Source organism: Kitasatospora sp. NPDC001119, from assembly GCF_053598475.1.
The window spans coordinates 1-23,812 of record NZ_JBSFKI010000057.1 but is presented as its reverse complement, the minus strand read 5'-3'; the positions used below and the strand labels follow the sequence as shown (position 1 = coordinate 23,812).

22 protein-coding genes are annotated in these 23,812 nt (G+C 70.0%); 6 read left to right on the top strand and 16 right to left on the bottom strand.

Features of this window, described 5'->3' with window-relative positions; translation table 11 throughout:
* Window positions 1-62 precede the first annotated feature (62 nt).
* The gene (gene proB / locus ACWDD9_RS40205; protein WP_049660991.1) at window positions 63-1,199 is read right to left on the bottom strand and encodes a glutamate 5-kinase; all 1,137 of its coding nucleotides are present in this window, start codon (window positions 1,197-1,199) and stop codon (window positions 63-65) included.
* A gap of 304 nt (window positions 1,200-1,503) precedes the next feature.
* Between proB and ACWDD9_RS40200 the strand changes: the two genes are divergently transcribed.
* Complete coding sequence (locus ACWDD9_RS40200) at window positions 1,504-2,232, top strand: hypothetical protein (protein WP_449814354.1); 729 nt, start codon at window positions 1,504-1,506, stop codon at window positions 2,230-2,232.
* Between the two features lie 92 nt (window positions 2,233-2,324).
* Here the strand turns inward: ACWDD9_RS40200 and obgE are convergent, their stop codons facing one another.
* The 5 genes from obgE to ACWDD9_RS40175 all read right to left on the bottom strand — a co-directional run bounded on the left by obgE (window position 2,325) and on the right by ACWDD9_RS40175 (window position 9,708).
* On the bottom strand, window positions 2,325-3,803 hold the full coding sequence (gene obgE, locus ACWDD9_RS40195; RefSeq protein WP_049659936.1) for a GTPase ObgE: 1,479 nt from the start codon (window positions 3,801-3,803) through the stop codon (window positions 2,325-2,327).
* Window positions 3,804-3,943: 140 nt separating this feature from the next.
* Window positions 3,944-4,201: a 50S ribosomal protein L27 gene (gene rpmA / locus ACWDD9_RS40190; RefSeq protein ID WP_030309712.1), complete on the bottom strand. Its 258-nt coding sequence runs from the start codon at window positions 4,199-4,201 to the stop codon at window positions 3,944-3,946.
* 14 nt (window positions 4,202-4,215) lie between these two features.
* Window positions 4,216-4,533 (bottom strand): 50S ribosomal protein L21, encoded by a 318-nt coding sequence (gene rplU / locus ACWDD9_RS40185; RefSeq protein ID WP_045696828.1) that lies wholly within the window; start codon window positions 4,531-4,533, stop codon window positions 4,216-4,218.
* Window positions 4,534-4,763: 230 nt separating this feature from the next.
* Entirely contained in the window at window positions 4,764-8,510 is a 3,747-nt protein-coding gene (locus tag ACWDD9_RS40180; RefSeq protein WP_449814353.1) for an Rne/Rng family ribonuclease, read from the bottom strand.
* 397 nt (window positions 8,511-8,907) lie between these two features.
* Window positions 8,908-9,708: a TIGR03936 family radical SAM-associated protein gene (locus ACWDD9_RS40175; RefSeq protein WP_049659422.1), complete on the bottom strand. Its 801-nt coding sequence runs from the start codon at window positions 9,706-9,708 to the stop codon at window positions 8,908-8,910.
* A 348-nt stretch (window positions 9,709-10,056) separates the two neighbouring features.
* Here ACWDD9_RS40175 and ACWDD9_RS40170 point away from each other — a divergent pair, with 348 nt between their 5' ends.
* Entirely contained in the window at window positions 10,057-11,676 is a 1,620-nt protein-coding gene (locus ACWDD9_RS40170; RefSeq protein WP_449814352.1) for a recombinase family protein, read from the top strand.
* 201 nt (window positions 11,677-11,877) lie between these two features.
* Here ACWDD9_RS40170 and ACWDD9_RS40165 read toward each other — a convergent pair whose 3' ends face one another.
* The 5 genes from ACWDD9_RS40165 to ACWDD9_RS40145 all read right to left on the bottom strand — a co-directional run bounded on the left by ACWDD9_RS40165 (window position 11,878) and on the right by ACWDD9_RS40145 (window position 15,490).
* A complete protein-coding gene (locus tag ACWDD9_RS40165) occupies window positions 11,878-13,302 on the bottom strand; it encodes a replication initiator (RefSeq protein WP_449814351.1) in 1,425 nt (474 codons plus the stop codon).
* Window positions 13,303-13,429: 127 nt separating this feature from the next.
* The gene (locus ACWDD9_RS40160) at window positions 13,430-13,621 is read right to left on the bottom strand and encodes a hypothetical protein (protein ID WP_449814350.1); all 192 of its coding nucleotides are present in this window, start codon (window positions 13,619-13,621) and stop codon (window positions 13,430-13,432) included.
* Window positions 13,621-14,628, bottom strand: coding sequence for an FtsK/SpoIIIE domain-containing protein (locus ACWDD9_RS40155; RefSeq protein WP_449814349.1), 1,008 nt, complete (start codon window positions 14,626-14,628; stop codon window positions 13,621-13,623). The genes ACWDD9_RS40160 and ACWDD9_RS40155 overlap by 1 nt, the downstream gene beginning before the upstream one ends.
* A gap of 296 nt (window positions 14,629-14,924) precedes the next feature.
* Window positions 14,925-15,131, bottom strand: a complete 207-nt coding sequence (locus ACWDD9_RS40150) for a hypothetical protein (protein ID WP_117487749.1) — start codon at window positions 15,129-15,131, stop codon at window positions 14,925-14,927.
* A complete protein-coding gene (locus ACWDD9_RS40145) occupies window positions 15,131-15,490 on the bottom strand; it encodes an SCO3933 family regulatory protein (RefSeq protein ID WP_117487750.1) in 360 nt (119 codons plus the stop codon). Before ACWDD9_RS40145 ends, ACWDD9_RS40150 begins: the two co-directional genes overlap by 1 nt.
* Before the next feature lie 254 nt (window positions 15,491-15,744).
* On the opposite strand from ACWDD9_RS40145, the gene ACWDD9_RS40140 reads away from it, so the two are divergent.
* Window positions 15,745-16,533 carry a GntR family transcriptional regulator gene (locus ACWDD9_RS40140; RefSeq protein WP_449814348.1) on the top strand — a complete coding sequence of 263 codons (789 nt, stop codon included), beginning with the start codon at window positions 15,745-15,747 and terminating at the stop codon, window positions 16,531-16,533.
* 938 nt (window positions 16,534-17,471) lie between these two features.
* Here ACWDD9_RS40140 and ACWDD9_RS40135 read toward each other — a convergent pair.
* The 5 genes from ACWDD9_RS40135 to ACWDD9_RS40115 form a co-directional block, all read right to left on the bottom strand.
* Window positions 17,472-18,383, bottom strand: coding sequence for a hypothetical protein (locus ACWDD9_RS40135; protein WP_449814347.1), 912 nt, complete (start codon window positions 18,381-18,383; stop codon window positions 17,472-17,474).
* Window positions 18,384-18,799: 416 nt separating this feature from the next.
* Window positions 18,800-19,093: a hypothetical protein gene (locus ACWDD9_RS40130; protein ID WP_449814346.1), complete on the bottom strand. Its 294-nt coding sequence runs from the start codon at window positions 19,091-19,093 to the stop codon at window positions 18,800-18,802.
* 161 nt (window positions 19,094-19,254) lie between these two features.
* Window positions 19,255-19,542 (bottom strand): hypothetical protein, encoded by a 288-nt coding sequence (locus tag ACWDD9_RS40125; RefSeq protein WP_387819790.1) that lies wholly within the window; start codon window positions 19,540-19,542, stop codon window positions 19,255-19,257.
* On the bottom strand, window positions 19,539-19,859 hold the full coding sequence (locus ACWDD9_RS40120; RefSeq protein ID WP_449814345.1) for a hypothetical protein: 321 nt from the start codon (window positions 19,857-19,859) through the stop codon (window positions 19,539-19,541). Before ACWDD9_RS40120 ends, ACWDD9_RS40125 begins: the two co-directional genes overlap by 4 nt.
* Before the next feature lie 145 nt (window positions 19,860-20,004).
* Window positions 20,005-20,469, bottom strand: coding sequence for an ATP-binding protein (locus tag ACWDD9_RS40115; RefSeq protein ID WP_449814344.1), 465 nt, complete (start codon window positions 20,467-20,469; stop codon window positions 20,005-20,007).
* A 170-nt stretch (window positions 20,470-20,639) separates the two neighbouring features.
* Between ACWDD9_RS40115 and ACWDD9_RS40110 the strand changes: the two genes are divergently transcribed.
* The 3 genes from ACWDD9_RS40110 to ACWDD9_RS40100 all read left to right on the top strand — a co-directional run bounded on the left by ACWDD9_RS40110 (window position 20,640) and on the right by ACWDD9_RS40100 (window position 23,634).
* Window positions 20,640-21,914: a hypothetical protein gene (locus ACWDD9_RS40110; protein WP_449814343.1), complete on the top strand. Its 1,275-nt coding sequence runs from the start codon at window positions 20,640-20,642 to the stop codon at window positions 21,912-21,914.
* Window positions 21,915-21,939: 25 nt separating this feature from the next.
* The gene (locus ACWDD9_RS40105) at window positions 21,940-22,653 is read left to right on the top strand and encodes a creatininase family protein (RefSeq protein ID WP_449814342.1); all 714 of its coding nucleotides are present in this window, start codon (window positions 21,940-21,942) and stop codon (window positions 22,651-22,653) included.
* A gap of 168 nt (window positions 22,654-22,821) precedes the next feature.
* Window positions 22,822-23,634, top strand: a complete 813-nt coding sequence (locus tag ACWDD9_RS40100; RefSeq protein ID WP_449814362.1) for an SAVMC3_10250 family protein — start codon at window positions 22,822-22,824, stop codon at window positions 23,632-23,634.
* The last annotated feature ends 178 nt before the right edge of the window (window positions 23,635-23,812 follow it).

Here is a 23,812-nt window from a genome sequence, read left to right as displayed (position 1 = left end):
GCGGCGCCGATCGGCCGGGCGGCCGGTGCCGGGGCAGGCCCCGGCACGGTCAACCGGGCCGGTCAGCCGCGCAGAACGACCAGGTCGTCGCGGTGGACGACCTCGCGCTCGTACGCGGCGCCGAACTCCTGGGCCAGGTCGCGGGTGGACCGGCCGAGCAGGCGGGGCAACTCCCTCGCATCAAAGTTGACCAGTCCGCGAGCCACGATGTGGCCGTTTTCGGCAAGAAGGTCCACCGGATCACCCGCGGCGAACTCCCCGTCGACCTTGGTGACCCCGGCGGGCAGCAGCGAGGCGCCGCCGGAGACGACCGCCCGGACGGCGCCCTCGTCCAGGTGCAGCGCCCCGCGCGGGCTGCTCGCGTGGGCCAGCCAGAGCATCCGGTCGGAGGTACGGCTGCCGGTGCGCAGGAAGAGCGTGCCGGTGGGCCGGCCGGCCAGCGCGTCGGCGGCCTGGCTGGCGGCGGTGAGCACGACCGGGATGCCGGCGCCGGTGGCGATCCGGGCCGCCTCGACCTTGGTGACCATGCCGCCGGTGCCGACGCCGGCCTTGCCGGCGCTGCCGATCTCGATGCCGTCGAGGTCCTGCGGGCCGCGCACCTCGGCGATCCGGCTGGTGCCGGGGCGGGACGGGTCGCCGTCGTACAGGCCGTCCACGTCGGAGAGCAGTACGAGCAGGTCGGCCCGGACCAGGTGGGCGACCAGGGCGGCCAGCCGGTCGTTGTCGCCGAACTTGATTTCGGCGGTGGCGACGGTGTCGTTCTCGTTGACGATCGGCATCGCGCCCATCGCCAGCAGCTGGTCCAGGGTGCGGTACGCGTTGCGGTAGTGGGCGCGCCGGCTGGCGTCCTCGGCGGTGAGCAGCACCTGGCCGACCCGGATGCCGTACCGGGCGAAGGAGGCGGTGTAGCGGGCGACCAGCAGGCCCTGGCCGACGCTGGCGGCGGCCTGCTGGCGGGCCAGGTCCTTGGGCCGGCGGTCCAGGCCGAGCGGGGCGAGCCCGGCGGCGATCGCGCCGGAGGAGACCAGCACCACCTCCGGGGCCTCGGGGCGGCCGCGCAGCTTGGCGAGCGCGTCCACCAGGGCGTCGACGCGGTCGGCGTCCAGGCCGCCGGTCGCCGTGGTCAGGGACGAGGAGCCGACCTTGACGACGATCCGTCGTGCGGTCAGCACCTCCTCCCGCAGAGGGTCCTCGCTCATCTCGCTGTACGCCCTTCCGGTGTGGTGCGGGTACGGCGGGGCCCGGGCCCGGCCGTCACCCCCGAAATCTACGCGATCCCCGCAGGTCACCGGCGGGGTGTTTCACCGGATGGACCGGATCCGGTACGGGCCGCCACGGGCCGCCCGCCAAGCCGGATGGCTGGTATGGTCCCTGACCGCAAGCCAGATCGGGGGACGGCTTCTTGCCCGCTGTACCCATGTCGTCATCGACCCTTCCTGTCACGACGGGCGGCGCCGCACTGGGCAAAGGCCGGCAACGGTCGCGGCCGTGCGCCCAGGAGAAATGCGCACCATGCGTTCGTACACCACCAAGCTGACCGTCGCCGCGCTCGCGGCGGCCACCGCCCTCTCGCTCGCGGCCTGCGGGCCGGACAACCCGGACACCCCGGCCGGTACCGGCGGCGCCACCGGCGCGGCCCCGGCCCAGACCGGCGCGACCCCGGGTGCCACCGCCGGGGGCGCGGCCGGCGGTTCGGCCTCGGCCCCCTCCGGTGCGGCGGGCGGGGCCGGCACGGCCGGCGCGGCGGGCGGCGGGGCTGGTGCCGGAGCCGTCCCGGCGGCCGCCACCAGCGTGAAGGTCGGCCAGAGCGCCACCGTGGACTTCGCCGACAAGACCTCCAAGGTCGCCACCAAGCTGGAGATCACCGTCACCGGCGTCGAGGCCGGTTCGGCGCAGGACTTCACCGCCGCCAAGATCAGCATCGTCGGCCTGGAAGGCCGCACCCCGATGTACGTCAGCTACACCATCAAGAACCTCGGGGACGCCAGCCTCTCCTTCACCGCCCCGGACTCGAAGCTCGTGCTCTTCGACACCACGGGCAAGAAGGGCGTCAACGTCCTGACCGCCGCGACCCCGCTGCCCAAGTGCACCGGCGCGAAGTTCCAGGGCGTGGCCAAGGGCGCCGAGGTCAAGGGCTGCACCATCATCTCCACCCCCGGCAACACCCCGGCCGCCGTCGGCTACACCGACCTGGCCGACCCGCTGAAGCTCCAGGCCTCCTGGACCAAGTGACGCCCCGTCACCGCCGGACACGCGGACGACCCCCGCCACCTCGACAGGTGGCGGGGGCCGTCCGGACCGGACCGGTCAGCGGTCCTCAGTCCTCAGTCCTCGTCGTCGTCGCCCTCGATGGCGGCCTGGCGGCCGCTGGAGAGCGCCTCGAAGGCGAGGAACTCGGACTCGGCCGCGTCCCGGCCCTTCTGCTTCTCGCGACGGCGGTCGACCGCCGGGCGCGGGGTCTCGAAGCGGTGGTCCTCACCACGGCGGCCGAGCATCTCGGCACCGGCGGCCATGGTCGGCTCCCAGTCGAAGACGACGGCGTTCTCCTCGGGGCCGATGATGACGGTGTCGCCCTCGTGCGCCCCGATCTTCCACAGCTCCTGCTCGATCCCGAGGCGGGCCAGCCGGTCGGCGAGGTAGCCGACGGCCTCGTCGTTGCTGAAGTCGGTCTGGCGGACCCAGCGCTCCGGCTTGACGCCGCGGATGCGGTACGCGCCGTCCTCCTCGGTGATGGTGAAGCCGGCGTCGTCGACGGCCTTGGGCCGCAGCACGATCCGGGTCGACTCCTCGGCCGGCTTGGCGGCGCGCGCCTCGGCGACGATCCCGGCCACGGCGAAGCTCAGCTCGCGCAGGCCCTTGCGGGAGGCGGCGGAGACCTCGAACACCCGGTAGCCGCGCTCCTCCAGGGAGGCGCGGGTCAGGTCGGCGATGTCCTGGCCGTCCGGGACGTCCACCTTGTTGAGCGCGACCAGGCGCGGACGGTCTTCCAGACCGCCGTACTCGGCGAGCTCGGCCTCGATGGTCTCCAGGTCGGTCAACGGGTCGCGGCCGGGCTCCAGGGTGGCGCAGTCCAGCACGTGCACCAGCACCGAACAGCGCTCGACGTGGCGCAGGAACTCCAGGCCCAGGCCGCGGCCCTGGCTGGCGCCCGGGATCAGGCCGGGCACGTCGGCGATGGTGTAGACGGTGTCGCCCGCGGTGACCACGCCCAGGTTGGGGATCAGGGTGGTGAACGGGTAGTCCGCGATCTTCGGCTTGGCGGCCGAGAGCACCGAGATCAGCGAGGACTTGCCGGCGCTCGGGTAGCCGACCAGGGCCACGTCGGCGACGGACTTGAGCTCCATGACGATGTCACGGGCCTCGCCGGGCTCGCCGAGCAGCGCGAAGCCGGGCGCCTTGCGGCGGGCCGAGGCCAGCGCGGCGTTGCCGAGGCCGCCGCGGCCGCCCTGGGCCGCGACGAAGCTGGTGCCGTGCCCGACCAGGTCGGCCAGCACGTTGCCCTTGCGGTCCAGCACCACGGTGCCGTCCGGCACCAGCAGGACGAGGTCCTCGCCGTCCGCGCCGGTGCGGTGGCCGCCCGCGCCGGGCTTGCCGTTGGTGGCCTTGCGCTTGGGCGAGTGGTGGTACTCCAGCAGGGTGGTGACCTGCGAGTCCACGGTGAGGATGACGCTGCCGCCCTCCCCGCCGTTGCCGCCGTCCGGGCCGCCGAGCGGCTTGAACTTCTCGCGGTGCACGGAGGCGCAGCCGTGGCCCCCGTTACCCGCGGCGACGTGAAGTTCGACGCGGTCCACGAAGGTGGTCATGGGTGTGCCTCCAGTGCGCGAGAGTCTGCTTGCTACCTGCGTAAAGCGTGAAGGGTGGACCGGAGAATTCCGGCCCACCCTTCACTGTGAGTCTTGTCCCGACCCGGTGGGTCTTCTCAGACTCGGGAGTCCGCGGGGACTCAGGCCTCGACGGCCACGATGTTGACGACCTTGCGGCCACGACGGGTGCCGAACTGCACCGCACCGGCGGTCAGCGCGAACAGGGTGTCGTCGCCACCGCGGCCGACACCGGCACCCGGGTGGAAGTGGGTGCCGCGCTGGCGGACGAGGATCTCGCCGGCGGAGACGACCTGGCCACCGAAGCGCTTCACGCCGAGGCGCTGGGCGTTCGAGTCACGGCCGTTACGAGTAGAGCTTGCGCCCTTCTTGTGTGCCATTTTTCGCTATCCCCTTACTTGCTGACCGAGTCGATGCTGGTGATGCGCACCGCGGTGTGCTGCTGACGGTGACCCTGACGGCGGCGGTAGCCGGTCTTGTTCTTGTAACGCAGGATGACGATCTTGTCACCCTTGGTCTGGTCGACCACCTCGGCGTGAGCCTTCACGCCGGCCAGGACCCACGGGTCGGAGGTGACAGCGTCACCGTCGACGACGAGGATGGTCGAGAGCTCGACCGAGTCACCCGGCTTGGCCTCGATACGGTCGATCTCCAGCACGTCGCCGACGGCGACCTTGTGCTGGCGGCCGCCTGCGCGAACGATCGCGTACATGCGGTACCTGCTTTCCTTGCTCGGTCGGAACCCCCGACGCCAGCCACCTGGGTACGGACACAGGAGCCTCTCCCCGGCCCTCCGCGCGAACGCGGTGACCTCGGGAAGGTGATGTGCTCGGGAGCAATGGCGTAGACACGCCGATGGTCAAGAATACGGACCGGCCGCCCGGGGGGCAAACCGGCCCGTACGGCCCGGGGCGGGATCACTCCCGCCCCGGGGCGTGGGCACTACTCGGACGCCGTATCACCCTCGGCGGCCGCGGCCTTCTTGGCCGCCGCGCTCGTCCGCTTGGTGGCGGTCTTGCGGGCGGTGGTCTTCTTGGCCGCCGTGGTGGTCTTCTTGGCGGCGGTCTTCTTCGCGGCGGTCTTGCGGGCGGCCCGCTTCTTCGGCGCCGGCGCCTCCTCGGCGGCGGCCTCGGCGGCGGCCTCGACGGCCTCGGCGGTCTCCGGTGCCTCGACGGCCTCCGGAGCCTCGGCGACGACCGCGGCCTCCGCGGCCACGACCGGCTCACCCGGCGCCTCGGCGACGGCCTCGGCAGCGGCTTCCGCGACCGCCGGGGCGGCGGCCTCCAGGGCCGCCTCCAGCGCCGCCTCGGCCTTGGCCTGGAGCACCACGATCTCGGCGGTGCCCGGGGAGCCCGCCGGAGCGGTCGCCTTGCGCACCGCGCGGCGGCGCGGACGGCCCGCCGGAGCGGCGGCCGGGGCCTCCGCCACGGGAGCCTCGACGACCGGGGCCGTGACGGCGGGAGCCGCCTCGGCCGGGGCCTCGACGCCCGGGACCTCCAGGGCCAGCTGGCCCTCGATCTCCTCGCGCACCGGCTCGGCCGGCTCGGCGAAGGCCTCCACCGCGACCGGCTCGGCCACCACGGCCACCGCGGCCTCGACGGCCTGCGGCTCCTCGTGGCCCGCGCCGCCCTTGCCCCGGCGACGGCGCTTGCCACTGCCCGCACCGGCCTCGCCCGCCACCACGGGGGCGTGGACGTGGGCGCTCGGCTGCTCCATGTGGACGATCACGCCGCGGCCGTTGCAGTGCACGCACGGCTCGGAGAAGGACTCCAGCAGGCCCTGGCCGACCCGCTTGCGGGTCATCTGGACCAGGCCCAGCGAGGTGACCTCGGCCACCTGGTGCTTGGTCCGGTCCCGGCCCAGGCACTCCAGCAGGCGGCGCAGCACCAGGTCGCGGTTGGACTCCAGCACCATGTCGATGAAGTCGATCACGATGATGCCGCCGAGGTCGCGCAGCCGCAGCTGGCGCACGATCTCCTCGGCCGCCTCGATGTTGTTCCGGGTGACCGTCTCCTCCAGGTTGCCGCCCTGGCCGACGAACTTCCCGGTGTTGACGTCGATGACGACCATCGCCTCGGTGCGGTCGATCACCAGCGAACCGCCGCTGGGCAGCCAGACCTTGCGGTCCAGCGCCTTCATCAGCTGCTCGTCGATCCGGTAGGTGGCGAACACGTCCACCTCGGAGGTCCACCGCTGGAGCCGCTCGGCGAGGTCCGGGGCCACGTTGGAGACGTACTCGTGGATGGTCTTCCACGCCTCGTCGCCGGAGACGATGACCTTGGTGAAGTCCTCGTTGAAGATGTCGCGGACGACCCGGACGGTCATGTCCGGCTCGCCGTACAGCAGCGCCGGGGCGTTGCCGGTCGCGGCCTTCTTCTGGATGTCCTCCCACTGCTGCTGGAGGCGCTGGACGTCGCGGGTCAGCTCCTCCTCGGAGGCGCCCTCGGCGGCGGTGCGCACGATGACGCCCGCGTCGTCCGGGACGATCTTCTTGAGGATCTGCTTCAGCCGGGCGCGCTCGTTCTCCGGGAGCTTGCGCGAGATGCCGGTCATCGAGCCCTCGGGCACGTACACCAGGTAGCGGCCGGGCAGCGAGATCTGGCTGGTCAGGCGGGCACCCTTGTGGCCGATCGGGTCCTTGGAGACCTGCACCAGCACGGACTGGCCGGACTTCAGCACCGACTCGATCCGGCGCGGGCCGCCGTGGCCCAGCGCGCCGAAGTTGACCTCGCCGGCGTACAGCACCGCGTTGCGGCCCTTGCCGATGTCGACGAAGGCGGCCTCCATCGACGGCAGCACGTTCTGGACCTTGCCCAGGTAGACGTTGCCGACGTACGAGGTGGCCTGCTCCTTGTTGACGTAGTGCTCGACCAGCACGCCGTCCTCGAGGACGCCGATCTGGGTCCGCTGGCCGCTCTGGCGCACCACCATGACGCGCTCGACCGACTCGCGGCGGGCCAGGAACTCGGCCTCGGTGATGATCGGCACCCGGCGGCGGCCCAGCTCGCGGCCCTCGCGGCGGCGCTGCTTCTTGGCCTCCAGACGGGTCGAGCCCTTGATGGACTGCACCTCGTCCGGGTCGAACGACGGCTCGGTGGAACGGCGGCGCGGCTCGCGCACCTTCACCACCGTACGGACGCCGTCCTCGGTGGTCTCGGCGGTCTCGACGGCGCCGGCCTCACCGCTGCGGCGGCGACGGCGACGGCGGCGGCGCGACGAGGACAGGCCGGCGGCCAGGTCGTCGTCCTCCTCGCCCTCCTCCTCGGCGACGGCCTCGGCCGACTCCTCGACGGACTGCTCGGTCTCGACGGCCTCGAACTCCTCGGCCTCACCGCGGCGACGGCGGCGACCGCCCCGGCGGCGACGGCGCGACGGACGGCCGTCCTCCCACTCGTCCTCGGTCTCCGGACCGGCGGCGGGGGCCTCGACGGCGGGCGCCTCGACGACCGGGACCTCGACGACGGGCGCCGCGACCGGCGCCTTCGCCGCGGCCTTGGCGGCCTTCGCGGCGGCCTTCACCGGAGCCTGGGCACCCGACTTGCGACGGGTCGGCTCGACCCGGGTGCGGACCCGGCGGCGACGGCCGACACCGCTGTACTCGAACTCGTCGTCCTCCTCCTCGCGCCCGGCCTGCACCGGGGCCGCGGCCGGAGCCTCGGCCTTCGCCGGGGCGGCGGCGGGCTGCTGCGGCGCGGCCTGCGCCGCCGGAGCGGGCGGCGCGGCCGGTGCCGCCTGAGCGGACGGCGCGACGAAGGAGGCGGGCTCCTGGAACACCGGCGCCTGGAAGACGGCGGTGGCCGGGCGGACCGCACGGCGGCGCACCCGGTGGGGCGGCTCGGCCTCGGCGGCCGGGGCGGCGGCGGCCGGCCGGGCGGCCGGCGCGGCGGCGGCGGGCCGGGCGGCCGGCGCGGCGGCGGGGGCCTCGACGGCCTCCTCCTCGGGCTCCTCCGCGACGGCGGGCTCCTCGGCCTGCGGCTCCTCGGCGGCGGGCTCCGCCACCGGGGCCTCGACGACCGGCGCGGCCTCGACCACGCGACGGCGGCGGGGGCGGCGGGCCGGAGCGGCCGGGGCCTCCTCGGCCACCGGCTCGGCGGCGGGGGCCTCCACGGCGGGGGTCTCGACGGCCGGCGCCTCGACGACGGGGGCCGCGGCCTCGGCCACGGGGGCACCGGCGGGCGCCTCGGCGCGCTTGCGGGTACGGCGGGCCCGGACGGGCTTCTCGGCGGCCGGCTCGGCCGTCGGCTCGGCGGTCTCCGCCTTCGCGGCCTTGGCGGTCTCCGCCTTCGCGGCCTTGGCGGCCCTGGTGGTCTTCGAGGCCTTCACGGCCTTCACGGGGGCCTCGGCCACCGGGGCCTCGACGGCCTCCGGCGCGGTCACCACGATCGGGGTGGCCTCCGGCGCCCCGGCCGGGGCCTCGGCGCGCTTGCGGGTACGGCGGGCCCGGACGGGCTTCTCGGCGGCCGGCTCGGCCGTCGGCTCCACGGCCGGAGCCGGGGCGGCCGCGGGGGCCTCGGCCGGCACGACCGTCTCGGCCGCGTCGGCGGCCGCACCCTGCGGGGTACCCGCCGGGCGGGACACCGCGCGGCGGCGACGGCGCGGCGGCGCGGCGGACGCGCCCTCACCACCGGTCGCGGCGGTTTCGTTCTGTTCCGTGGCCGCAGTCTGCTGCGGATCGGTGTTATCGAGCATGCGGGTGGATCTCCCGTCAGGCCCCCGGGCTCCGCATCCGGGCACGGCACGGCACCGCTGGGCGGCCGGCATCACGACGATGCCTGGACCGGACCCTTGGAACGGTGCCGCCGCGCGGACGCGAGGCCGCACAGGGGCTCGTAGTCTCGCTCGGCGCCCCGCACACGGCGGGGTGTCGAAAGTCTTCTGGTCTGACCAGTCTTCTGAGGTTTTCCCAAGCTGCGCCGTCCCCCAACCCCGGGTGGCTCCCGGACGGGGTCCCGGACCGGCCGACCTTCCTGGTCGGCAGGCCCCGGTTGGCAGGCCTGCGCTGCGACGACGCTCGCTCCCCTGGGGAGCCGCGGGAACCCTGGAGGACCGTCGGGCCCAGTGAGGCACTGGGCCCGGCCTCCCCCCGCTAGGCGGACGCGGTAGCGTGCGGCCCTGCTGCCGGCTCCGAGCCGACCGGGGCCGCTGCGCGGTCGAGCGCCAGCGGGTCGGTCACCGTGCCGGACTCCTCGTCGAGCGGCCCCTGCGCCAGCCTGGTCACCTCTGCGGGGACCGGCGGCGCCAGGTCGGCCGTCACACGGAGACCGGACAATACGTCGTCGGGTCGTACGGCTGGTGTGGCGTGTCGTACTACCAGGCGCAGTATCGCACAGGGACGGCCGGTCCGAACATCGCGGTCGGTTCCGGCCCCGGCGTCCGCACCGGCCTCGACCTGGGCCGGGACGGCTTCCAGCGCCGCCACCGCGCCCCGCGCGTCGAAGACCCGCAGGCCGTTCTTGGTGCGGCGCTCGACCTCGACCCGCTCGGCGGCGAGGAAGCGCGCGACCGCGTCGGCGGCCGCGTCGGGCTCGACACCGTCCAGCCGGAGCAGCCACTCGGAGGCCTCCAGGCGCTCCACGAAGTTCGGCGTCCGCACCTCGACCGCGTCGATCACGTCCAGGCCCGTCGGCAGCGACTCGTCCAGCTGCGCCCGCAGCTGCTCGGGGTCGCGGACAGCGGCCAGGCCGATCTCCAGGTACTCCGCCTCGCTCGCCACCCCGGTCGGGGCCGCGTTCGCGTAGGAGACCTTCGGGTGCGGGGTGAAGCCGGCCGAATAGGCCATCGGAACGGCGGACCGGCGCAGGGCGCGCTCGAAGGCGCGCTGGAAGTCGCGGTGGCTGGTGAAGCGGAGCCGGCCGCGCTTGGTGTAGCGGAGACGAATCCGCTGCACCGTCGGCGCGGGCGGCGGACCGTCGGGCGTACGGCGTGCCAGGGTCGCTCAGTCCTTAGTCAGTTGTCCCCGTCCGGCGTGGCGTCTTCCCGCCACTGTCCGGACTCTGTCACCTCAAAGGGTACGCGCCCCGCCACCCCCCTCGCTCCGCCCCTGGTCAGCCGCCGCTCCCCGGCACGCCGCGACCCCCGGCCGAATCAGTCCGGCCGGGGGTCGCGGGTGTGACGTGCGCTACTTGTTGACGACCGTCAGGGGGAGCATCTTCTTGCCGGTGGGGCCGATCTGGATCTGGGTGTCCATCTGCGGCCACATAGACATGGACCTAGAACCATCGCTAGCGTCCCTGACATGGGACGAGGTGCAAAGCGCGCCGTACCGGCGCATCAGCGACAGCAGCAGTACGACGTGGACGCCGAGTGGTCGCCGGCGGACCTGAAGCTCCTGAAGGAGCTGAAGCGGGCGGAGGCCCAGCTGCCCGAGGAGGCTCCGCGGGCTCTCCTCTCCATCCGGCTCAGCGTCCTCACCGACGAGACCACATCTCCGGTACGCCAGGAGCTGGACCTACGGATGCTGGCCCGAGACATGGGCGTGCGGGTCGTCGGGGTCGCGAGCGACCTCAACGTGAGCGCCACGAAGGTCCCGCCGTGGAAGCGCAAGCAGCTCGGGGAGTGGCTGAACAACCGGGCGCCGGAGTTCGATGTCCTGCTGTTCTGGAAGCTGGACCGCTTCGTGCGCCGCCTCTCGGACCTCAGCACCATGATCGAGTGGTGCCTGAAGTACGGGAAGAACCTCGTCTCCAAGAACGACGCGATCGACCTGACCACCGTGGTCGGCAAGGTCATGATCACCCTGATCGGCGGGATCGCGGAGATCGAGGCCGCCAACACCTCCACCCGGGTTACCAGCCTCTGGGACTACGCCAAGACCCAGACGGAGTGGCTCGTCGGCAAACCGGCATACGGCTACAAGACGGCCCTGGACGAGAACGGCAAGACCGTCCTCACCATCGATGAGACCGCTTACAAGGTGCTGCACTGGAGTCGGCGCCGGGCGTCGAAGATCTCGGCTTCGCATCAGGTGCGCATCATCAAGCGCGCAGGCGTGCCGGGCTCCGAGGGGCTGACCACGGCGACCCACCTCCGGAGGCTCCGGAACCCCGCACTCATGGGGTACCGGGTAGAAGAGGACAAGAGCGGCGTCGGCCGCAGGTCGCAGTTGATCCTCGGCAAGGACGGCAAGCCGATCAGGGTCGCGGAGCCGATCTTCACGGAGGACCAGTTCGGGCAGCTCGGCAGGGACCTCGACAGGTGGGGGAAGAACCAGCCCGCCCGCCAGGAGGGCGGCGCCACCAAGTTCCTCGGGGTCTTCGTCTGCGAGGACTGCGGCACCAACATCACGGTGCAGGTCACGACGACCAAGGGCGTTCAGTACAAGTACATGCGGTGCAGCGGCTGCAAGGGCGGCGGGCCCGGGGTCAACGATCCTGACGGGGTCAACGCCGCCCTCGTGCGAGACGTGCTCAAGGTGCTCGGCGACGAACCGGTCCTGGTCCGGGAGTACGCCAAGGGGGCTGAGGCCCTGAAGAGGAAGAAGCAGCTGGAGGAGTCCGTCTCCTACTACATGAAGGGCTTGGAACCCGGCGGTCGATTCGCCCGCACCACCTTCACCCGCGAGCAGGCCGAGGAGACGCTGAACCAGCTCATCGACGAGTTGGCGGCCATCGACCCCGAGTCCACCCAGGACCGATGGGTCAACGCCGCCAACGGCAAGACCTTCCGGGAGCACTGGGAGGCCGGAGGCATGGAGGCCATGGCGGCCGACCTGGTCCGCGTGGGCGTGACCTGCAAGGTGACCCGCACGAAGGTCCCGGGGCAGCGGCAGCCCACCGTGCACCTCAAGCTCAGGATCCCCAAGGACTACCGCGATCGGCTGGTCATCAAGGAGGACGACTTCGCGAGCAAGCTCTGACGGCGACAGCCCCCGTCGTCGCGGCGGGGGCTGTTGATCATCAGTGTTTGGCCGAGTCGTACGGCTCCTCGTGCCCCTCGTCGTCCACGATGACGATCTCACTCTCGATGGCCGGGGCCCGGAGCGCCTTCCGACGTGATGGAGCCGGCGGTACCGCCTCGCGAGGACCCGTCGCTGCTCTGGCCCCTGTCTGCTTGGCCGTCACGGTCTCTCCCCTGCCTGCTCGGCACGGGCGATCTCCCGGTTGGTGGCGAGGTCTTCGGCGATGCCGGCCGCGACGAGCGCTTCGGCCGGGGTGTGACCGGTCCCGACGAAGCGCCAGGCGCCTTCGGCCACGGTCCCGTCGTCCCAGTCCGCGTACAGGCCGCAGGCGTGTTCGGCGCGGGCGGCTCTGAGCTGCCCATATGTAGTGGAGTAGGCCCGCGTCTTGGTCAGGCAGTGCCCCCGGTACCCGAGCATGTGGGCCCAGGCCCGAAGCCGCAGGTGCTGAAGTTCGGGCAGGCCGCCGAGGCGCCAGGCAGTGGCGATGAGGGCGCGGACGTGCGGGCTGACCCGCAGGGCCTGTATCTCCGCCAGAGACTCGATGCGACGGTCGACAGCGCCGGCGGCCTCCACACTCTTGCTCGTGTACTTGGCGACATAGGCCGCCACGGCATCGTCCGAGATGTGCCCGCCACCTCCCTTTATAAGGGGGTGCACATCCAGCTGAGCGCCGAAGCCGAGCCGTCCACCGCCGGAGGCCATCAAGTCGGGACCTGGGAGCGCCACGGCAGCGGCCGCCGAGCGGACGGCCTCCAGCAGGAGGTCTTCTGCTGCCCATGGCGGAGGCGGAGTAGTGGGACCGTCCGGGCCGTCGAGTCTGATGACGGCGTGGAAGTGGACGGCGCCACGCTTCTGGTACTCGGCGACCTTGGCGGCGGAGACCCTGACCAGGGTGCGCACCTCTGACCGGCCGACGCCCGCCCCGGCGGCGAGGTGGTGGTACAGGTTGTCGCGGAAGGCCTTCCACAGGGCCGGGGCCATGGCGTTCCACAGGACGTGCCCGGGGTATTCGTAGCAGTCCGAGCAGAGCGGTTGCCCGACGAGCGGCTCAGCCTCCAGGTGGGTTCGACCGCAGCCTTGGCGGCAGCTGTGCTCACACCGTCGACGCCGAGCCGGGTGGCAGTCGCCCGCCCGGTGAACCGGCCCGAACGATGGCGCGGTCAGGGTGACGAACAACCGCGGGTGCGTCCGTACCGTTTCCGGGACGCCTTTGCCGCCGACCAGGCCGGAGCGGACCAGGTGGAAGGTGTCGCCGCTGTGCTCCCGGGAGCAGGGCGCGCAGCGGGAGGCCCGCCGGTTGCGGCAGCGGACGGCGAGCCGGCCACCGGGTTCGGTGCCGGTCGAGTAGTGGCGCAGGACTTCGCCGGTGTCGGCGTCGAGGGTGGTGGTGTGCCCAGCGAGGTAGACCGGCTCGGCACAGCCACCGGTGGTACGGATCTGCTCCAGCCAGCGGTTCAGGTCCGGCATCTCACCGAGGCGGACGAAGTCACGTTCTGTCGGCGGCAGTTGGCACAGCCGCGCCTCCCGGTCGAGGAGGGCGCGGCGTGCGGTGGGGTCGGTGTACGGGTTGGTGCTGGCGGTCATGGTGGATGTCTCCAGGGCCAGGGTTCGCCGGGCCCCGGCCGGGCCAGGCAGGCGGTGGCGCGGCCGGGGGTGGCGTTGGGGAGGGCGGGCCGGGTGGTTGGTCGGGTTGGCACGGTGATCACGCCTCTCAGGTGGTGTGGGTGAGTCCTTGGACGATCCAGGTCACGGCGTAGACGACGGGGTCGGCCCACCCGATGCGGTCGAGGTAGACACCAAGGACGCCGGTCAGGACGACGTGCCAGACCTTGAGTTCGCCGGAGCGGACCAGGAGGTAGGTGACGAGGGCCAGGACGGCGGTCAGGATGAGAGCGGCGCCCATCAGATGTAGACCCCTTCGTTCGGCTCGTCCGCCGTGTGGAGGCCGGGCCAGGACGGAGCCAGCCGGGCGTACTTCCTCGCCGCTCGGCGTGCCTGTTCGGGGGTGACGTGGACGGACCGGGCGCGGGTCCACCGGCCGTCGGCGCCAACCGTGATGGCGACGCCCTGCTCAGCGGCGGTGATCTGCTGAGCAGCGGCCAGGGCATCCTTGTCGAGATCGCCGAGCACCATCTCCGCCGTCCCCGCATCGTTCACCCGGTGGCAGACCCGGCCCGCCAACTGGGCCCGCAAGGCGGTCACCCCGGGCCCGAGGTCGGAGCCGACCCGTTGTCCCGCGACCACCAGGTGGACGCCCAGAGCGGCACCGAGCTGGGCGAGCCGGAGCAGGTTGGTGGAGATCTCCCCCACCTCCGCCTTGTCGTCCCTGGTCGCCACCAGGTACAGCTCCGCTACCTCGTCCACGATGACGACGACCGGCATCTTGCGAAGCTTCGGCGGCAGGTCCCAGACGGACCGGGCCCCGACCGAGCGGCACAGCTGCATCCGGGCTTCGGTCTCCGCGACCAGCTCCGCGAGCAGGTGGGCGGCTTCCGCCCGGGTGGCCGCCAGAGCCGACAGCCGGTCCTCGAACAGGGACAGCTCCATGCCGCCCTTGAGGTCGATGCCGAACAGGGCGACGCGTTGCGGGGCGAGTTCCTTCACCAGCGCGGCGATGAGGGTGGACTTCCCGGAGCGGGTCGCGCCGACGATCAGCCAGTGCGGCGCCCGCCGCAGGTCGATCGTCCAGGCCCGGCCGTCCTCCAACAGCCCGACCACCGCCCGCAGCAGCCTCTGCTTCAACCGGTACGGCGCCACCGGCGTGATCAGCGGGTCCCAGGCGAGCGCCGAGAGGGTGACGAACCCGCGCTCGTCCGCGACCAGCCGTACCGCGTGCACCCGCCAGGCATGGGTGAGCGCGTCGAGGGCCTCGGCGAAGTGCTCGGGCACCTGCCCGGGGTGAAGCCGCACCCGCACGTCGATGCCGCCACGCCGGCACTTCGCGACACCCAGCCGGGGCGGTGTCGGCCGAAGCGGATCCCCTCGAACCATCAAGTCCCCGACTCTGGCCCGCCCCGGACGTTTGGCCACAGCGAGGCCGAGGTTCGTGGTCAGACGCCGCCACGTCATCCGGACTCGGATCACGGTCGCCGGGTAGCCGAACAGGTGCCACCAGAGATAGGGGTGGCTGCGCCTCAACACCGGGGCCATGCTGAGCGCGATGAGCACCGTTGCCAGCATCGCCACCCAGAGCAGTTGAAGAACGATCACAGCCGTCCCCCGTTCTCCACCGCCGTGTTGTGGGCCACGGTCTCCAGGTCACGGGCCTGACCGGCAGCCTTGGTAGCGATGCCGGCGATGTGGTCGAAGAGCTGAGCCCCCTCGTCGTCCCGCCCGAACGGGTCGACTTCTTCGGCCAGGTCGCCGAGTTCGCGCAGCAGGCCGCGCAGCTTCACGCGGGTCGCGCCGCTCATCAGGCGTCGCCGCCCTTGCGGGAGGCCGCCGGAGCCGGGACGGCAACCGGAACCGGGGTGATGGCGTCGGCCCGGAAGGACAGGCCGTGCCGGTCCCCCATCGCCCAGGAGAAGGCCGTCAGGCCGGTGACGTGCACCCGCACGCCCTCCACGACGCCGACCGGTTCGCCGGACACGCTGATCTCGATGATCGAGGCCCGTCGGCCGTCCTGCCGGACCGCGACCCCGACCGTGTAGACGGTCTGGCCCTCCCGGTCCTTCCTGATCTCCCCGGTCTCGCGGTTCGCGATCCGCACTTCGGGGGCAACGATGCAGGTCATCGCGCCGAGCCGGGTTCCGTCCACGGGAATGGACTGCATGAGCGCACACTCCTCTGGCGCCAAGGGCCGCATGACGTCAGTCGTCAAACGTACTTACCTTTGGCGCCTCGATGATGCTCCTCCTTGACGCCCCGACGCAAGCAATTCATGCTTACGTTTAACGGCTAGCAACTGACGACAGACCTAGAGATGCCGCCCGGCCAGGGCAAACGACCACAGACGAACCCTCGAAAACGACACGGCACACGCGAAGCGGGCCCGTTCCCCGGCGTCCGCACCAAGGGGTCAACACCATGGCGATCATTCGGAACGAGGCACTGCACAAGCAGGTGGCGGCGGCGATGCGACAGTCCATCGCCACCGGCGAATGGCCCCCCGGTACCCAGCTGCCCACCGAAACCGATCTCGCCGAGACCTACGGCGTCTCCCGCCCCACCGTCAGGCTCGCCGTCGCCGCCCTCCGCACCGAGGGCCAGTTGGACGTGAAGCAAGGCCGCGGCACCTTCGTCCGCGCCACCGTCCACGGCCCGAGCAGCAGCCTGGACCGGACCATCACCGCCCAGGGCGACACCTTCTCAACGCCCGTCGACGCCTGGTTCGACCACGCCGAGAAGCCCACGGTCTACCGCACCCGCACCGACGCCGTCACCGCACCGCTGCTGGAGATGGACCAGGAGGAGCTGATGCTCGGCTGCGACCGCCTCCTCGCCGACCCCACCGGCAACGGCCGCGCCCTCCACCGCCTCCTGCTCCCCATGGAACGCGTCGAGGCCACCCCGCTCGCCCAACAACCCACCGCCACCCCGACCGAGGCCTACGCGGCGCTCGCCGCCGCCGGCCACGACCTCACCTGGCGCGAGCGGGTCAGCGCCCGAGTCCCCCAGCCCGACGAACGCGAAGCCCTCCAACTCTCCGAAGCCGCCGTCCTCCTGATCGCCTACCGCATCACCTGCGACCAGACCACCGGCCTCCCCCTCATCCTCGAAGAGACCCGCCTCGGCGCCGAAACCACCGCCCTCACCTACGCCATCGAGGCCCGCAGCCCCAAGCGCGCGCCCCGCCCGGCCAAGGCCACCCGCTAACCACCCCGGACACACCTCAGCCCCCACGTCCACACCGGGCGCGGGGACTGTCGCAACTCTTCTTCACTTACTTCAAGGGCGCGCACAGCGCGCCAGCGCGCGGCCCTGCCGCTCGCCGCCGCTCCTGTCTCCGCCCCGCTTCGGCGGCGGCCGGCCGCGCACGTCGAACGTGCGGCCGGGAGGGTAGCCGAGGTTAGAGCCCGTCGTGGCTGGGGTCGGGCGGCTCCACGGTTTTACCCACCTCCCAGGCTCGGGACCCGAGTCGAGCAAGAACGGGGGGCCACTCGGCCAAATTGCGGTCAGGCCCAGAAGCCCTGACCGAGTCGCAACAGCTTACGGCCCCCCGATCATGCTCGACCCCAAACCAGGCAGGACACCGACCAAAACCGCTCCGCCGCCCGCTGGGTTTAGTTGGAGGTCAAGCTCAACTGTTTGAGCTCCGCTCGACCAAGGAGAGCGCAAGGCCCGCTCCACTAACGAGAAGGCCAATAAGGCTCGCACAAGCAGATGAGGCCACGAGGCTGGAAATCAGGAGATTACCCTGAGGGTGTCTATCGATTCCAAGGCCGATTGTGGAGGCAATGAGGACCATCATCAGGAGCAGGCTAGTAACTAGTAGCACCTTACTGATGTCTGCCCGCGCCCTTGCTAGATGATCTTCCCTTCTCTGGTCTTCAGCTGAGACGACGCTTCTTTGGCCGAAGGCGGCGAGGATTGCGACGGACGCCAGCGCGAAACCGAGAAGTCCGCTCGACGATCCGGTAAGCGACGAGTAGAAGTCTTTTCTCTGATCCGAATCCAATGATGCGACTAGAATCGTATTGCCCGTGAGGATCGAATAGCCGCACAGTGCCGACTCGCAGACTGCAAATATCATCGCTGGGGCAATCCAGAGATGCCTGTCGAGCCATGACCACACTCGGAATCTTCCCCCCTATTTAAGAGCTGCGCATTTTCTGTCCTCGGACAGCAGAGGAAAGGAGTCCGCGCCCTCGAAAATCCTTGTAGACCTGATCTAGCTCATGGAACACGCTAGGGCCATCTGGCATTGATGGAATCGTTGCGCTGCGATCGAACTGAGTGTCATGCTGTAGGCGCTCATTAAGGAGATTTATGGTCTCGACTCGCCCGGTCCTCGGGTTTCGACCCTTGATGATCATGTTGGAGACGTATTCATCTGCATTTTCTGCGAGAGTGAAAATTTCCTCCTCGGTCTCATTGTCAAGGTATCGATCCTTTCGCCCATACCGCCCCATGCCGAGGCTAACCCGAACGGAGGGGGTCTTTTCGCCGGCGACCGTTGGAATTAGAGTCCCGAAAACGCCGCGATCCTGGCTGATCCATTCCGGCTTAGTCATGGCGATCTCGACCGATCGAAGCTGCCCCTGGAGATCCTTGAGTCGGTCGACCATATCCTCTTTATAGAGAGGGTCGAAGGAGGCGTATGAGTTCAGACGCTGCCTCAGGAAGAACGCGAGGCGAGAGAATCTTGGGGAGTTCCTCCAGGAGTCATGGGCGCAATGTCCATCGGGCCAGATAGATACATGTGTAACATCTGCCGTGTACTCGGAGTCAAGCAGGGAAATTGGGCTTGCGGACGCGGTGGGATCCCATTTGAAAGGCCTATCCTCGGGATTCCTGAGCGCAAACAGGCGGAGGTTTGTTGGAGTGCTTTCACTGCCGACGTCGACAACCTCAACTGCCGTGATTACCCCATCTTTTTCGACAATTGACGAATTCTCGTCGGCTGCGATCTGAGATTCCAGTTGAGAGGCGGCCGCATGCGGGATGAAAGCCGGCTTCCCTGCAATGGGGGCCCACTTGTAGAAGACGAGTCTGCGCTTCAGCATGGAGTCATGGTAGTAGCTACCTCTCAATGTGAACCCGAAAAGTCTGCAAAAATTAATCGCATACCAGTTCGAATCTATGGATGTCCTATGTCGTGTACTGGCTCACTCAAGTATGGACGGGGGGTCTGACAAGTGAGCTGCGTGCTCAGAGTGGGGCTGGCTGGCGATGGAGTACCCCTGTACCGGGCCAAGGCATGCCACAGGCATGCCAGAACGGGCGGTACGTGACGGTGAATCGTGGGCGCGGGCGGCGAGGCGACCAGGGAACCGGCAGCGTGACCGAGCCGCAGGTCAGGCAGGGTCTCGAACGCCTGTCCTTGTAAAGAGGGGGTGGAACGACCCGCTTCCCACCACTCATCGTTGACCCCCGGCCAGGAGTGGGTGACCAGTGCAGGTGGGTTCCTGCACCGGCCCTGTCATGTCAGTTCGCCACGGACGTTGGCCGCCAGGCAGAGCAGTTCCTTGAGGCTCATCCAGCCTTCCAGGATGCCCTCAAGACGGACCAGCGCCCCACCCTCAGCATCGGTATCAGCGACCGCCCGCAAGTGCGATCGATCCACGCCGCATGCTGCCAGCAGGATGTTCACTTCATCCGCCGTCTGCCGCGCAACCCTCCAGCCGGCGGCGTAGTCCACTCCCGGCAGCCACACCCACGAGTCAGGGTCGAGGCTCGCCGCCAACTCCGCACCGAAGTCGTCGTCCCCGTCCAACTGCGCTTCAACTCCCCTGCTCAAGAACTGAACCGGCCGTCCACGCACTGGCATGCCGAGGAGCCCGATACCATCGGCATCGGGTTCCGACCCACCGGACCACCCCTCTCCCGCCAAGGTTCCGGGGTGGTCCGGCACGTCTTCAGTTGTCCCTGATCAGGTCAGGTGCGGTCCCGCGTCGGCTGCTCGCAGTCGAAGATCCGCCGGAACAGCTCCGCCTCGGTCAGGTCGAGCAGCGGATCGTCAACGCCGGTCTTCTCCCACCAGATCTGCCGCATGAGCAGCATCCGTTCTTCTTGAGCGAAGTCAGGCTCCGCGTACCACGCCAACGCGTCGCGGTGCGCGGCCCGCCGGCTCGGCGAGACGGCCCGCACCGGCCAGGTGAACTGGCCGTCCAGCAGCCACCAGGTCGAGAGCCGGTCCCATCGGGCCCGCAGGTGCCGGATCACTGGGCTGTCCCGGGGCCGGCGGGGTACAGGCGGACCACGGTCGGGGTCAGGTCGAGGAAGGCCAGGGCCCGCACCTCTCCGTGCGTCGCGAGCCGGCGCCCGATCGCCTGCTCCTCCGACGGCCCGAACAACTCGGCGAAGTAGTCCTGCTGGTCCGGGCTGAGCGGAAGCGTGCCGACCGCCGTCAGGAGCGCTGCCATCGCCTCCGGCAGCCTGCCGAAGTACTCGGGCTCCATAAGGCCTTGGACTTCCAGGACCACCGGGAAGGGGTACGGGGAGGCCGTCTCCGTCACGTCGGGGACTCCGATCGGCGTCACTTCCCCGACACCTCCCCTGCGCGCCGCGGGTGCCACCTGTGGACACCGACCGTCTGCCCATTCACCACGATGCTTCGGGTCAGCGCCTTCCTCAGCCCCGCGCCGCAGTAGAAGCACCGCGTCGCCGTCCCGGACGACCGCCTGCTCATTCCACACCGCCTTCCGGGCCCACCAGGGCCCAAACGATCTTTCCGACACCTTCAGGGCGGGGCTCGAAGCCCCACTCCAGGGACAGGGCTTCCACCAGGTGCAGCCCACGCCCCGAGACGTCGCCCGGGTCGGCAGCACACCGGATCGCGGGCTTCTCGCTGCTCGCGTCGTGCACCTCGATCCGCAACTGGTCGCACGCCATCTCGAACCGGACAGCGATCTCGCGCCCGGGCGAAACTCGCGCGTGCACCACCGCGTTGGCCACCAGTTCACCGAGCACCAGTTGGCCGTCGCCCATGAGGGCCGTGCCGCCCGGGATGCTCTGGAGGAAGTCACGCAGGTGGCTCCTGGCCACCGTCGCGGACCGCCTGTGCCGCGCGAGTCGCGCCTCGAACGCTGGTATCCCGTTGCCCGGCTTGTAGGGTTCGGAGCCGTCGCGGGGTTCTCCCGAGCTGGTCACGTGCACCGCCTCCCGATGCCCAATGGGCGGCCCGAACCCGAACGTTCCGGCCCTTGGTGCCAGGTTGCCGAGAGGGAGTGCGGACTTCGTACCCAAGCTGGTTGCCCACTGTGGGTAAACTCACAGGTAATCAACTTGCTTGCAGCGGCTGCTGATCGACAGCGGGGGCAATGGTGACCGAGGCTCGCGTACCGGACCGGCTCCCCGCGAGCCTGCTGTCCAACCCGGAGATGATCACTGCGTGTCGAAGACGAGACTTCGCCGCCGTGTTCCGGTTGCTCAAGCTGGCGGGGATCTACCCATCGCTCATCGCTCGCGCCTGTGACATGACACCGAGCCGGGTCGGTGAGGTCCTGTCCGGCAAGCGCAGGATCGAGAAAATCGATCTGATTGAGCGGATCGCCGACGGCCTTCACATTCCGGGCCGCCTGCTCGGCTTGGCTTCTCGGTCATGGGAGCTGGAGGCCCCGGTCCAGCATCCCCGCCGCCGCCTGCCTGAGCCTGCCGACGGCGGACAAGGCCTCAGCGCCCCGATCGACCCCGAGTTCTTCGTCAGCCACCTGCGCGGTGTGATGCCCGGCCACTACAAGGCCGCGAACCTGCTCGGCTCCCGACACGCGCTCGACTCCGTGACACGACACCTCCAACTGCTCGACCGTCTCCAGCAGGCCATCGGGGGCCGCGACCGCGAGGAACTCCTCACCATCGGCACTCGTACCGCGGAGTTCCTGGGCTGGTTGAACCAGGACCTCGGGGACTTCGACCGAGCCCTGTTCTGGTCGGACCGCGCAATGGAGTGGGCGCAGGAGGCCGGCGACGACGTGATGGCCGCCTACGTGCTCTTCCGGAAGAGCAACCAGGCCACCGCCCAGCGCAACGCCCAGAAGGCCGTCAGCCTTGCCCGCGCGGCCCAGCGGTCGGTCGGGGCCACTCACCGGATCCGGGCACTGGCGGCGCAGCAGGAGGCACAGGGCCACGCGATGATGGGCAACCCTCGCTTCGCACAGGCGAAGTTCGACGAGGCTCACGAGATCGCGGCCGCGCCGGACGATTCGCACGCCGACGACGCTCTTGATCTCGCCTACTGCACACCGACCTACATCGAGATGCAGCGCGCGAACTGTCTGATCGAACTCGGCGACCCGCACACGGCCGTGGGCATGTTCGAGGCGGAGCTCCGAGTGCTGCCGCCGGTCTACCGTAACGACCAGGGCGTCTACCTCTCCCGACTGGCGCGGGCCTACGCGGTGTCCGGTGAACCCGAGCAGGCGGTCGCCGCAGCCGACCGCGCACTGTCCATCGCCATCGACACCGAGTCAGCGCGCGCAATGTCCGAACTATCCACCGCCGGAAAGGCCCTCCAGCGGTGGAGCGCCGTACCCCAAGTGGCCATGTTCACCCACCGTTTGGCACTGATGAGCAGCGGAAGCCCTCTCGACCGCTGAGGACCCTATGGGAGAGGCTGGGCCCATGGACGCACTGATCACGGCCGCCACCTCCGCAGACGAACGCCGGCGCGGCGCCAAGATCGCCGTGCTGCCGGTCGGCAGCTTCGAGCAACACGGCGATCACCTGCCCCTGACCACCGACACCGTCGTCGCCAGCCTGATCGCCCAGCGGATCGCCACCGACTACGACCTGTTCCTCCTGCCACCCATCACCCTGTCCTGCTCCCACGAGCACGCCCACATCCCGGGCACCGTCAGCATCAGCGCCGCCACGCTCTACGCCGTGATCAACGACACGTGGAAGTCCCTCCGGGCGTCCGGCGTCCCCGGTCTGCTGATCGTGAATGGGCACGGCGGGAACTACGTGCTCTCCAACGTGGTCCAGGAGGCCAACACCGAGGGCCCACGCGTCGCCCTCTTCCCGGTCCGCGAGGACTGGCACCAGGCCCGCGAGGCCGCCGGGCTGGAGAGCAGCGGCGCCGAGGACATGCACGGCGGCGAGCTGGAAGTCTCCCTGCTCCTCCACGGCGCTCCCCACCTCGTCCGGGACGGAGTCGAGCACGACGACCACGACGCCCCTGAGCGCCCCCACCTCCTCACGCTGGGTATGGCCGGCTACACCCAGAACGGCATCATCGGCCGCCCGTCGCTCGGCACCGCAGAGAAGGGCAAGGCCCTCTTGGACAGCCTGTCCAAGTCGGCCACCGCGCACCTGTCACTCATTCGAGGTAGCTAACAGCCGCAAGCCGCCGCCCGAAGGTGGGAGAGCCCGCCGAAGGTATAGCGTCCGCCCGAAGCCTCAGTCCGCCTACATCGTTGAGTAACCAGACCCATACGGGTCATCGTCCGTCTGACATAGGAACCTCTGCGCCAGGCGGACGCGGTTACGAACCGTGGAGGGGTGATGCAGGAACTTCATGAGCTTCACTACCTGTCGACCGCGAAACTTGCGGAGTTTCAGAGAACTCTCCCGCGCACGGGTACGGGGAGGGCGGTTGAAGCAGAAGCATCAATGCTCGGTGCCAGCGCCCGTCTGTCTGTGGGAGGGAGGGCAGCAGACGACCTTCCAGATGCCCCCACCCTGGAAGAAGTGGTGGCCCACATCCGGGAGAAGACCTGGGCGCACAACAAGGTGCCTGACTCTTGCGAGTCACTGATGACCCGAGACTGGATGGAGTTCACCGGGCGCTTTCGATTCGGGCGAGGTCTGAGCGACGTCGGTCTCAGGGACTGCGGGGTGTACGCGTACGTCTCGATCGAGGACGAGCCTTGTCGCCAGCAAAGCGGCGCACCCTGTTCTGGTGTGGAGGTCATCCTGTGTGGATCTATCCAGCACGTCCTGGAGCATCGTGACGCCAGAGCCACCCGCACGGGATCGGGTTCCGACTGGCTCCACGATCTTGCGGCTGAACTCGTGGAGAGGGAGGCCCGAGGTGACACATCGTTTCCCGACAGGTTGGCCTCCACGCGCTTCAGCGATCAAGAGTTCGCGGCTCGCTCCTGCTACTCGATGCTGTCGTGGTATCTGGACGGTCCTGCCTACCTGCACGGGTTTGCCCGTGTGCTGTGCAACTTCCCGCCTGATCAGTGGCAGCACCGAATGATCGTGGCAACACCCCTGTTCGTTGAAACCGGAACGCGCCCAACTCCGACAGCTTCCGTTTCGCAGAGAGCCTTGCCATCCCGGTGGTGGCAACGCTGGCGGCCGCGACGGTAGGCGTCGTCGCCCTCGATTGGTGGTTACACCCTTTTTTCCATGGGTTCACCACCCGCAACCCCGTAGAGCCCTCCCCGAACGAACTTGGGTTCTAGCAGTCGTTGCAACACCCCAGTTCAAGGGGTGCGATGGACTTCGAGATCCGGGAAGACCGGCACAAGAAGGGGCGGCGTTTGAC

What these genes read in the sequence shown, in the direction of transcription:
- ACWDD9_RS40180 (WP_449814353.1), bottom strand. Translation starts at nt 8,510, where the DNA reads ATGCTCGATAACACCGATCCGCAGCAGACTGCGGCCACGGAACAGAAC.
- rpmA (WP_030309712.1), bottom strand. Translation starts at nt 4,201, where the DNA reads ATGGCACACAAGAAGGGCGCAAGCTCTACTCGTAACGGCCGTGACTCG.
- ACWDD9_RS40170 (WP_449814352.1), top strand. Translation starts at nt 10,057, where the DNA reads ATGGGACGAGGTGCAAAGCGCGCCGTACCGGCGCATCAGCGACAGCAG.
- ACWDD9_RS40165 (WP_449814351.1), bottom strand. Translation starts at nt 13,302, where the DNA reads ATGACCGCCAGCACCAACCCGTACACCGACCCCACCGCACGCCGCGCC.
- rplU (WP_045696828.1), bottom strand. Translation starts at nt 4,533, where the DNA reads ATGTACGCGATCGTTCGCGCAGGCGGCCGCCAGCACAAGGTCGCCGTC.
- ACWDD9_RS40105 (WP_449814342.1), top strand. Translation starts at nt 21,940, where the DNA reads ATGGACGCACTGATCACGGCCGCCACCTCCGCAGACGAACGCCGGCGC.
- proB (WP_049660991.1), bottom strand. Translation starts at nt 1,199, where the DNA reads ATGAGCGAGGACCCTCTGCGGGAGGAGGTGCTGACCGCACGACGGATC.
- ACWDD9_RS40135 (WP_449814347.1), bottom strand. Translation starts at nt 18,383, where the DNA reads ATGCTGAAGCGCAGACTCGTCTTCTACAAGTGGGCCCCCATTGCAGGG.
- ACWDD9_RS40100 (WP_449814362.1), top strand. Translation starts at nt 22,822, where the DNA reads ATGCAGGAACTTCATGAGCTTCACTACCTGTCGACCGCGAAACTTGCG.
- ACWDD9_RS40110 (WP_449814343.1), top strand. Translation starts at nt 20,640, where the DNA reads ATGGTGACCGAGGCTCGCGTACCGGACCGGCTCCCCGCGAGCCTGCTG.
- obgE (WP_049659936.1), bottom strand. Translation starts at nt 3,803, where the DNA reads ATGACCACCTTCGTGGACCGCGTCGAACTTCACGTCGCCGCGGGTAAC.
- ACWDD9_RS40140 (WP_449814348.1), top strand. Translation starts at nt 15,745, where the DNA reads ATGGCGATCATTCGGAACGAGGCACTGCACAAGCAGGTGGCGGCGGCG.
- ACWDD9_RS40145 (WP_117487750.1), bottom strand. Translation starts at nt 15,490, where the DNA reads ATGCAGTCCATTCCCGTGGACGGAACCCGGCTCGGCGCGATGACCTGC.
- ACWDD9_RS40150 (WP_117487749.1), bottom strand. Translation starts at nt 15,131, where the DNA reads ATGAGCGGCGCGACCCGCGTGAAGCTGCGCGGCCTGCTGCGCGAACTC.
- ACWDD9_RS40200 (WP_449814354.1), top strand. Translation starts at nt 1,504, where the DNA reads ATGCGCACCATGCGTTCGTACACCACCAAGCTGACCGTCGCCGCGCTC.
- ACWDD9_RS40160 (WP_449814350.1), bottom strand. Translation starts at nt 13,621, where the DNA reads ATGGGCGCCGCTCTCATCCTGACCGCCGTCCTGGCCCTCGTCACCTAC.